Raw genomic sequence first — 9,446 nt, 5'->3', positions numbered from 1 at the left:
AGAATATACCGTTCAAAACGCGCCGATCGTCAACGCGGGCCTTACCGCGCACTTTGGTCGGAAGAAGCGGTTCAATCACCGACCATTCGAAATCTGTTAAATCAAAACGCGACATCACTGCCTCCAAATCGATGGAGACAGTGAATCACAAACCATTCAAACCGAAAACTATTTTATGGGTATGTGACCTAAAGCGCTAGCGGGCTTTGGGTGCGGTGAATACGGGAAGCGGGTAAGTTTCTCCCAGAACAATCCCAGCTTCTCGCAAAACCGGCTCTGGCGCCGCAAATGGTTTGTGGATCCAGCGGTCCGGTAATGCAGCGATCTCTGGGACCCATTTGCGTACATAGACGCCATGTTTATCGAACTTGTCGCCCTGCAAGACCGGATTGAACACACGGTAGTAAGGCGCCGCATCCATGCCGCAGCCCGCCACCCACTGCCAGCTCCCCGGATTACTGGCTATATCGGCGTCCACCAGCGTATCCCAGAACCATTTCTCGCCTTCACGCCAGTCGATCTGCATGTTCTTGCTTAAGACCGATGCGACCAGCATTCTTACGCGATTGTGCATCCAGCCTGTCGCCCAAAGCTGACACATACCTGCGTCAATCAACGGGATACCAGTTTTGCCCTTCTGCCAGGCATCAATCACCTCTGCATTGTTGTGCCAACGGATATCAGCCAACGTGTTGCGCATATCGTTTTCAGCAATATCAGGACGATAATAAAGCTGATGATAATGGAAATCGCGCCAGATCAGCTCAGAAAGAAATTTTTCACCGCCAGCTTGAGTGCTCTGATCTTGATCCATGAGTGACAGCGTAGCATGCCATGCTTGTCGTGGACTGATTTCGCCAAAACGAAGATGAGGGGACAGTCTTGATGTGCCTTCAAGGTCGGGGCGGTCACGATCCCCGGCATAGTTGCGAATAGTCGCGTCAAAGAAATGATAGAGTAGGTCAGTGGCAGCCGCTTCGCCTGTGTTCCAAAGACCGCGCATCTTTCTTGACCAGATGGCCTCTTTGTAAGCTTCCCGCTTGGGCTTGTGTTTGACGGTCGACTTCTCGACCCTCCGGTCTGGCGAGGGTAGTGGTCTACTCACGCCATGCTGGCGCAGTGATTTGGCATAGGGTGTAAAAACTTGATAGGAACCACCGTTACCGGTTTTAATCTCCCATGGTTCCGCCAGCAGATTGCCTGCAAAAGACTCCACGTGCAGTCCCTTGTCCCTTAGAACGGATTTGATGAGAGCATCGACTTCCCGCTCCTGAGGCGCATAACGACGGTTCCAGAAAACGGCATCAAAGCCGTTTTCCTCAATTAATTGTTCAATGATACTGAGTGCTTCGCCATCAGCAACAATCAATTCGATATTTCGTTCATTGAGGCTTTTCTCGAGCAAATTTAGGCTCTGTTCCAGCCACCAACGAACGGCACCGCCAGGGACACGCAATTGCGGATTGGTCTCATGCACAAAAAGGGCCGTGATCGTACCCCCCAGCTTAGACGCGGCATGAAGGGCAGGATTGTCAGCAAGGCGCAGATCGTTGCGCAACCAGACAAGCGCTTTCGCGGTCATTCAATCATCCTTGGTTAGAGGGTTGCAGGACGCACTTTTCGACGTAAAAATGGCACCATATTCATGTTGAGCCCCTTGATCTTCCGGAGCTTTTTCGTGGGCCTGGGAAAAACGCATTGACCCGGCTTTGCAGGGCACGGAATTTTTTACCGCGCGATTTCAGCATATGTTCTTCAAGCGGTGGGATGCCGGAGACATGCACCAGCAGCCAGTACATCTGGATCGGGGCGATCAGTGACAGCCAGCTCCATGGCGATGCGGTGATCGCCATCAGCGGCCACGCACACCAGAACAGCCATTCAAAGAAATAGTTTGGATGTCGGGAATAGGCCCAAAGGCCGGTTTCGCAAACTTCAGTTTTGGCTTCTGGCGTTTTGCGAAACTGCGCGAGCTGCGCGTCTGACAGGGCTTCACCAATCAGTGCTATGGCGATGATTACTACCCCGATTATATCCCATAAAGATGGAAAAGTGGGGCGGCTAACAGCAGCGAGATAGACCGCCAGAACCAGCATGAAGGCTGCGAGAGCCTGTATCTGCAAAAACCAGAAAAGGCGGGAAGAAGCATTTTCTCCCCATTCTTTTATCAGCTTTGCATAACGTGGGTCTTCACCATGGCCCATGCTTCGCTGCGCTATGTGTAAGCCAAGGCGAAGCGACCACGCCAGAATGAGGATCAGTATCGCTGAACGCCGCTGCCATGTCGCATCTGCAAGCATGACGGCTATGACTGAGCCCGCCCCCACCGAAAACGACCAGATGGCATCGATCCAGCCACTTTTGCCGGTCTTTCGTTCAAGCACCCAGGCAAATGCCATGATGGCGGACAGGCTGACGGCAACAATTGAAAGCAGACCAGATTGCATGGCGGACCTTTGGCGGAGCGTTCGCTTCTTCCTGATCCAATACGTTCAATTCGACGGGTTGGTTTCGTAAGCGGTTCAAAAAAATAAAAAAGTTTATTAGCCGATTGAACCAAACTTCTTCTCACAACGTAAAACGATGAAAATGCAGCACAGATGCGGCGCAAGCACGCGGTGAAGAGAGGGACTATGGATATCACGAACCGTCCGGGCAGCTCTAAACGTCTCAGGGTCGCGATTATCGGCAGCGGGATTTCCGGATTGTCTGCTGCGTGGCTGCTGTCGCAACGCCATGATGTGACTATGTTTGAAGCATCGGACCGCATCGGTGGCCATAGCAACACCGTCGAATTTCAAAGCAGCCATGGTCCCGTGGCAGTCGATACCGGGTTTATTGTCTATAATGAAGTTACCTATCCCAATCTGAATGCCCTGTTTCGCGCGCTTGAAGTTCCAACCGCCGTGTCAAACATGTCGTTTGCTGTTTCAGTCGGAAATGGCTCATATGAATATTCCGGCGGAAACGGGCTTGGCCTTTTTGCCCAGCGCTTCAATCTGGTGAGCCCACGCTTCTGGTCGATGATCCGCGATCTTTTGCGATTTTATCGCAATGCGCCCAAAGATTTGAGCATCATGGGTGGCATTTCGCTTGATGATTATCTTACACGCAATGGTTATGGCCGGGCCTTCCGCGAAGATCATCTTTATCCGATGGCTGCAGCAATCTGGTCCACCCCTGCCATGGAAGTGGGACGATATCCGGCAGCAAGCTTCGTTCGCTTCTGCTGCAATCACGGTCTTCTCGCTCTTCGGAACAGGCCGATCTGGCGCACGGTATCCGGCGGCAGCCGGGAATATGTAAAGCGTATCACCAAGCCCTATGCAGACCGGATTAGGCTTTCGACGCCGATTAAATCCGTTAAGCGCTCCGAAGACTCTGTCGAGTTGATTGACGGAAGCGGCATTTCCCATGTTTTCGATGACGTTGTGATTGCGACGCATGCCGATCAGGCCTTGCGGATGCTGGCCGATCCGAGCGTGGATGAAAGGCGCATTCTCGGCGCATTTCAATATTCGCGTAATGAAGCGGTGTTGCATAGCGATGTGTCGCTGATGCCCAAACGAAGGGCGGCGTGGTCGAGCTGGAATTACCTCACCAACGCAGACACTGGCCCGGCGCAGCCATCCATCACTTACTGGATGAACCGCCTGCAACCGCTGGGCCAAGCGCCCGAGACTTTTGTGACGCTCAATCCATGTCGTGCGCCGCGCGAGGAACTGGTGATCCGTCGAGAGATCTATGAACACCCGATTTTCGACATGACAACGGATCGTGCACAGAAAGAAATCTGGACATTGCAGGGGCAACACCGAACATGGTTTTGCGGCGCGCATTTCGGCTCCGGCTTTCATGAGGACGGGCTTCAGGCCGGACTTGCCGTGGCAGAAGATCTGGGCGGTTTGCGCCGCCCCTGGCAGGTCGATCAGGAAAGCGCGCGCATCGTTCGCCAGCCTTTGCCGATACGGGAAAGGGCGCTGGCATGACCGAAAACTTCCAATCGGCACTGTTTCCCGGCCATGTGACCCATGCGCGTTTGCGGCCTAGGGTTCACAAGTTGGCCTATAAAATCTACTCGCTCCTGCTTGATCTCGACGAGCTGGAAGCGCTTGATCGCAAGTTGAAGCTGTTTTCACTCGATCGTTTCAATCTGTTTTCTTTCTACAGGAAAGACAGAGGCGATGGATCGGCTGTTCCGCTACGCGAGCAGGTGGAACGCGCCATGGAGGCAGCCGGAATAGTACCTGATGGCGGTGCGATCCGCCTACTCACAATGCCGCGTATTGTGGGCTGGGCTTTCAATCCATTGAGCGTTTTCTTCTGCTACAATCGTGGCGGCGAACTCGTGGCGATCCTTTGGGAGGTTGATAACACTTTCCGCCAGCGCCACGGTTACATGATCCCGGTCGAGAACTGCGATAACGGGCGGATCATACAAAGCTGCGACAAGGCTTTTTACGTTTCGCCTTTCATGGATATGACGTTGCGATATGAGTTTGAAGTCACGCCCCCCGCAGACAGGCTCTCCATCCGCATCAACAGTTCTGACGATGAAGGCCTGCTTTTGACGGCTCGCCATCTGGCGCACCGGGTTGAACTGAGCGACGCCGCCTTACTGCGCGCCTTTGTTGCAATTCCGTTTCTCACCCTGAAAGTGGTGGGCGGCATTCACTGGGAAGCGCTGAAAATCTGGTTGAAGGGCGTTGGAATCCGCAAGCGACCGGCGGCGCCCGAAGTCTCCATCACATCTGTTCGCAACGAGACCGTCCAGCAGAGGAACAAGGCCGCATGAGCCAGCTCGACGAGTATCATCGACTATCGGCATCAAGCCGGATCGAACGACCGGCTTTCAGTCCGTCCGCTATCATGTTGAAGCGACTGCTGAAGCAGGTTCGACATGGGCGGTTGGTGCTTTCGCTACCCGGCGGTGAGGTCATTGCCGTTAATGGCCCGTCGCCCGGACCGGAAGCCAGGATCGCGATTGTTAAATGGAACAGCCTGCGTCGCTTGTTGACGGGCGGCGATATCGGCTTTGCGCAGGCCTATATCGAAGGCGAATGGACATCGCCTGATCTAACCTCGGTCATCCGCTTTGCGGCGCGCAATCGCGACACGCTGATATCCACATTGCGTGGATCTGGTTGGATGCGGACGCTGAACCGTATCGGCCATCTACTCAATGCCAATACGCGTCGCGGCAGCCGGCGCAACATCGAAGCCCATTATGATCTCGGTAATGATTTCTATGCCCGTTGGCTCGACCCTTCGATGCTTTATTCATCTGCGATCTGGAATGAGACGACGCTTAGCCTTGAGAATGCGCAGGAGCAGAAATTGCAGTGCATTGCTGAAAAACTGGCGCTTGAGGGCGGCGAAAAAATTCTTGAAATCGGGTGCGGTTGGGGTGCGTTGGCGCGCTATCTTGCAGACTATCGCGATGCGCATGTAACAGGAATAACCCTGTCGCCATCGCAGCTCGCCTGGGCACAAACTGTGGTTGAAAATGGGGGACAAAGCGATGCCGTTGATCTTCGCTTGCAGGACTACCGCGATGTTCAGGGCCAGTTCGACCGCATCGTATCAATCGAAATGTTTGAGGCTGTCGGCGAGGCCTATTGGCCGGAATATTTCGCAACCCTGAAGCGTTGTCTCAAGCCCGGTGGTAGAGTCGTCCTGCAGGTCATTTCGATAGAAGAAACGCGATACGAAAACTATCGCCGCAAGGCGGATTTCATTCAGAAATTCATCTTTCCGGGTGGTTTTCTGCCGTCAGACAAAGTGCTTGAGCGCGATCTTGTGAAGGCCGGTTTGGTGTTAACCGATACCGAGCATTTCGGTCATTCTTATGCGCTGACACTTGCCGAATGGCGTCAGCGTTTCATCGCCAATTGGCCGGAAATCGAAGAGCTTGGCTTTGACGATAAATTCCGACGGCTTTGGGAATACTACCTTTGCTATTGCGAAGGTGGGTTTGAGGAAGGTGCGATCAATGTTGGGCTCTATACGATTGAACATGCTTAGGCTCCATACCCGCTGACGGAGGAAGCGTCGATGAAATGGATACTGACGATCGGCATAATGACGGTGTCGTTTCCCTTCGCGGCGCAGGCGGCTGAGATCGATGGCAACTGGGCGCGCGGGGATGGGAATGCGCGGGTGAAAATTGCCGAATGTGGCAAGGATATCTGCGCCACCAACACCTGGATCAAGCCCGGAACACCAAAAGAGAAAACCGGCGACCGGCTGGTGATGAGCATCAAAGAAACTGCGAACGGGCAATATTCAGGCACAGCTTTCGATCCGCAACGTAACCTCACCTACAAGATCAGCGTGAAAGTTGACGGCGATACGATGACGAGCAATGGCTGCGTTCTGGCTGGCCTCCTGTGTCGCAATGTGGGCTGGACCCGCATCAAGTAAGAGAGGGAGCTATCGATGAAAGATTATTTCATAGCCTATGTGGTGACAGCGGTCGCATTTCTGGCAATCGACTCCGTGTGGCTATCCAACATGGCGAACGTGTTTTACCGCCCTGTCATGGGCGACATGCTTGCGCCGGGCTTTCGTCTCGCACCTGCTATCGTTTTCTATGTGATCTTTGTGTTCGGAATGGTTTTCTTCGCGGTACGGCCCGGACTTGTTGCTGGTAGTGGCACAGTCACATTCGTTCACGGGGCGCTGCTGGGGTTCGTCGCTTATGCGACTTATGATCTGACCAATCAGGCCACTTTGAAAAACTGGTCATGGACCCTGACAATCGCAGACGTGGTCTGGGGCACTGTCCTGTCTGCCGCGTCAGCCTATATTGGCTATTGGGTTACGTCGCGGATCAGCGGCTAGGTTGGAGTAAGCATATGCAAAAATGGGGCCTTCTGGTCGTCTTTGTCTTCGTCATCATTGTTGTAGGAATGGCAATCGGTATCGGTTTCCCGCCGGGCGAATGGTATGCAGCGCTTCAAAAGCCATGGTTTACCCCGCCAAACGCAGCCTTTGGTCCCATCTGGACGATACTTTATATCTTCATTGCCATCGCGGGCTGGCGCACATGGATAAGTGATAGCGGGTGGCAGCGGCGCGGACCGTGGTTTGGCCAGATGGTATTGAACTTCATCTGGACGCCTATTTTCTTTGGTGCTCATTTGACCGTGTTGGGACTCGTCGTAATTATCGGCGTCTGGCTTTGCGTGCTTCTGTTTATCATTCGCGCATGGAGACCAGATCGCATCTCGGCGATGCTATTCGTGCCCTATCTCATATGGCTATCGCTGGCGACAGCGTTGAACGCAGCAATCGTCGTGTTGAACTAATGAAAAAGGCGGCAAATATGCCGCCTTTTCTTTAGATGCCGATCAATGGCTGTACGAGTCGCATAAGCCAGCTCTGGAACTTGAGCGGCGCGTCAGTCACCGCAAGACAGATGCAATCGCAATCCGGTGAGGCAACCGGCTGATGCACGAGATCAGCATCCGCTTCCTCAATATCACCGCGCGCAAAGAGCCCGGTTCCATCATTGAAACTGCCGCTCAACACCAATGTCAGTTCGCGACCGCCATGCCCATGTTCTGGCACCGGCTTCCCCGCTGGAATTCGCAAAAGGCGAACCTGCGTTTCGCTGTCTCGGGTTTCAATTGGCACCTGATAGGCGCCCCGGCCAAGCGATTTCCATTTCAGATCCGGCAAATCGCCACCGACATAGGATCGCAGCGGTTCCGGTATCACGGCAGGCTGCTTTATCTCGACGCGCGGTGCCAAATGTTCCATTGACTGCGGTGTTGTTTGCAACCTGTCTTTGAAACTATCCCATGCGGATGCTTCGAGTTTCTGCGGTTCAACCGCGTCAAGAAGCTGCCCGCCAATCTGTTCAAACTGCTTGAGCCTTGAACGGCAGGCCGGGCAGAGCGCAAGATGGGTGGCGACAGCGATGCTCCAACCTTCTGCCAGTGTGCCAGCAGCATAGCTTGAAAGAAGTTCGTCGCTCAGATGATGTTTGATATCCATCAGTGCGCTCCCGAATTATCGAGCGCTGCGCGCAATTTGTTGAATGCCAGCCGCAGCCGGGATTTTACCGTGCCGAGCGGCAAGTTAAGCTTCTTCGCGATAGCGCTATGCGTGCTTTCCTCGAAATAAGCGAGTTCAAGCAGGGCGGATTGCTCCTTCGGCAAGTCGGCCATCGCCGCGCGCAACTTGTTGGCGGATTGCCGCTCGGCAATCCTCAAGTCGGCTGGTTGCTCCTCATCCGGCACAAAGGCCGGATCGGTTGAGTCAAACTCCGGGCGCCGGGCGCGTCGCACCGCGTCAATGCGCTGGTTTCGTGCGATGGTGAAAATCCAGGTGGACAAGGCTCCTTTGGCAACATCGAACTGATCTGCCTTGTTCCAGACTGCAATCATGGTCTCCTGCATTAATTCTTCCGCTGTTTGCGTATCCGCAGACAGTTTGGCCATATAGGTCTTCACCCGGGGTGCGAAATGCTTGAAAATCACCTCGAAAGCGTCCACGTCGCGTCGGGAACTGACCGCCAGCATCAATTCCTCCATGGAGGGCTGATCTTCAGGTGCAGTCTGTTCATTCATCCGTATTAAACCCCATCCGCTCAGATGTAGCGAAGCCAGAACCTGTAAATTATGCTGAGCTTTCATGTGCCACTGTTGCGAGAGGAACGAAACTTTTGTGTTCATCAGCATTATACGCAAACAGATTTAGTCTGGATCACATGAGATTTCAAATAGCTCGCATCATCGGCGGCGGCCCTCTAAAGCTCTGCTTTCTAGCAATAATTCATGCATCGCCTGAGTGCGCGAATAGCAGCTCAACATGCTCCAGTGTTGCTCGCGATCTCAGGAGTCACCAAATGCTCTCTCGTAATTGATCTCAAACGTACGAAAGCTGTAAATCGCAGCCTCTGTGCACCGCTCTTCGTCCCTTTTATTGAATGGCATGGATTCAAGCAAAGAAACAGTCTTCTTCCAACCGGTCCGGTTTCCGACCTGCTTTGCCAGATGCCGCGCACCATACTCGGCGTCAAGACCGAGCAATCCCGCCTTCTGAATGAGGAATGTTGCGCCCAAGGCGGAACCTTGAAGCACATATAGCGTACCAATCGCTGAAGGCAGATCAACAGGCGCCCCTCCATCGAATTGTAACTTCGGCTTCTTCAGTTCTTCGCCGTCCGACAGGTCCGCATAATCCATTTGAAGTTCAGATTGAATTTTATGATTGTCCCAATCTGAGAACACTCGTCTCAGGTCACTGACATCCAGCAGCGTTTCCAGAGCCAATCTGCTGCGCCAGGTGGCTTCCAGATATTTGCTGTAGGCGTCCAGCGAATTGAACATGCCATATAACGAACCAAGCCTGTCAATCCGTTCGTGATAGGGTGCGGTAGCCGCCTTCAGATCCCAACGACGGTGCAGGACGGTGCGTTGATTCATTGGCAAAACTTT

12 protein-coding genes and 1 pseudogene are annotated in these 9,446 nt (G+C 53.5%); 7 read left to right on the top strand and 6 right to left on the bottom strand.

Features of this window, described 5'->3' with window-relative positions; genetic code table 11:
- From QBD01_RS09080 to QBD01_RS09070, 3 genes and pseudogenes are all read right to left on the bottom strand, one after another.
- A pseudogene (locus tag QBD01_RS09080) lies at positions 1–115 on the bottom strand (IS5/IS1182 family transposase); the annotation flags it as partial.
- A gap of 81 nt (positions 116–196) precedes the next feature.
- Complete coding sequence (locus QBD01_RS09075; protein ID WP_280992501.1) at positions 197–1,582, bottom strand: deoxyribodipyrimidine photo-lyase; 1,386 nt, start codon at positions 1,580–1,582, stop codon at positions 197–199.
- A 61-nt stretch (positions 1,583–1,643) separates the two neighbouring features.
- A complete protein-coding gene (locus QBD01_RS09070) occupies positions 1,644–2,399 on the bottom strand; it encodes a DUF1295 domain-containing protein (RefSeq protein ID WP_280992517.1) in 756 nt (251 codons plus the stop codon).
- Between QBD01_RS09070 and QBD01_RS09065 the strand changes: the two genes are divergently transcribed.
- From QBD01_RS09065 to QBD01_RS09035, 7 genes are all read left to right on the top strand, one after another.
- Entirely contained in the window at positions 2,308–2,517 is a 210-nt protein-coding gene (locus QBD01_RS09065; protein WP_280992518.1) for a hypothetical protein, read from the top strand. The two genes, QBD01_RS09070 and QBD01_RS09065, sit on opposite strands and share 92 nt — an antisense overlap.
- A gap of 116 nt (positions 2,518–2,633) precedes the next feature.
- Complete coding sequence (locus QBD01_RS09060) at positions 2,634–3,989, top strand: NAD(P)/FAD-dependent oxidoreductase (RefSeq protein WP_280992500.1); 1,356 nt, start codon at positions 2,634–2,636, stop codon at positions 3,987–3,989.
- Positions 3,986–4,795, top strand: a complete 810-nt coding sequence (locus tag QBD01_RS09055) for a DUF1365 family protein (RefSeq protein WP_280992499.1) — start codon at positions 3,986–3,988, stop codon at positions 4,793–4,795. Before QBD01_RS09060 ends, QBD01_RS09055 begins: the two co-directional genes overlap by 4 nt.
- Positions 4,792–6,024: a cyclopropane-fatty-acyl-phospholipid synthase family protein gene (locus QBD01_RS09050; RefSeq protein ID WP_280992498.1), complete on the top strand. Its 1,233-nt coding sequence runs from the start codon at positions 4,792–4,794 to the stop codon at positions 6,022–6,024. Before QBD01_RS09055 ends, QBD01_RS09050 begins: the two co-directional genes overlap by 4 nt.
- A 30-nt stretch (positions 6,025–6,054) precedes the next feature.
- Positions 6,055–6,423 (top strand): DUF2147 domain-containing protein, encoded by a 369-nt coding sequence (locus QBD01_RS09045; protein ID WP_280992497.1) that lies wholly within the window; start codon positions 6,055–6,057, stop codon positions 6,421–6,423.
- Positions 6,424–6,438: 15 nt separating this feature from the next.
- The gene (locus QBD01_RS09040) at positions 6,439–6,843 is read left to right on the top strand and encodes a DUF2177 family protein (protein WP_280992496.1); all 405 of its coding nucleotides are present in this window, start codon (positions 6,439–6,441) and stop codon (positions 6,841–6,843) included.
- Positions 6,844–6,857: 14 nt separating this feature from the next.
- Positions 6,858–7,310, top strand: coding sequence for a tryptophan-rich sensory protein (locus QBD01_RS09035; RefSeq protein WP_280992495.1), 453 nt, complete (start codon positions 6,858–6,860; stop codon positions 7,308–7,310).
- Between the two features lie 31 nt (positions 7,311–7,341).
- Here the strand turns inward: QBD01_RS09035 and QBD01_RS09030 are convergent, their stop codons facing one another.
- The 3 genes from QBD01_RS09030 to QBD01_RS09020 form a co-directional block, all read right to left on the bottom strand.
- Positions 7,342–8,001 carry a ChrR family anti-sigma-E factor gene (locus QBD01_RS09030; RefSeq protein ID WP_280992494.1) on the bottom strand — a complete coding sequence of 220 codons (660 nt, stop codon included), beginning with the start codon at positions 7,999–8,001 and terminating at the stop codon, positions 7,342–7,344.
- A complete protein-coding gene (locus QBD01_RS09025) occupies positions 8,001–8,540 on the bottom strand; it encodes a sigma-70 family RNA polymerase sigma factor (RefSeq protein WP_392391353.1) in 540 nt (179 codons plus the stop codon). The genes QBD01_RS09030 and QBD01_RS09025 overlap by 1 nt, the downstream gene beginning before the upstream one ends.
- A gap of 300 nt (positions 8,541–8,840) precedes the next feature.
- The gene (locus tag QBD01_RS09020; RefSeq protein WP_182523115.1) at positions 8,841–9,434 is read right to left on the bottom strand and encodes a biliverdin-producing heme oxygenase; all 594 of its coding nucleotides are present in this window, start codon (positions 9,432–9,434) and stop codon (positions 8,841–8,843) included.
- Between the last annotated feature and the right edge of the window lie 12 nt (positions 9,435–9,446).

This window comes from Ochrobactrum sp. 19YEA23 (assembly GCF_029909865.1).
Taxonomy (GTDB): Bacteria; Pseudomonadota; Alphaproteobacteria; order Rhizobiales; family Rhizobiaceae; genus Brucella; species Brucella gambitense.
The sequence above is the reverse complement of the archived record's forward strand: the minus strand, read 5'-3'. Positions and strand labels throughout refer to the sequence as shown.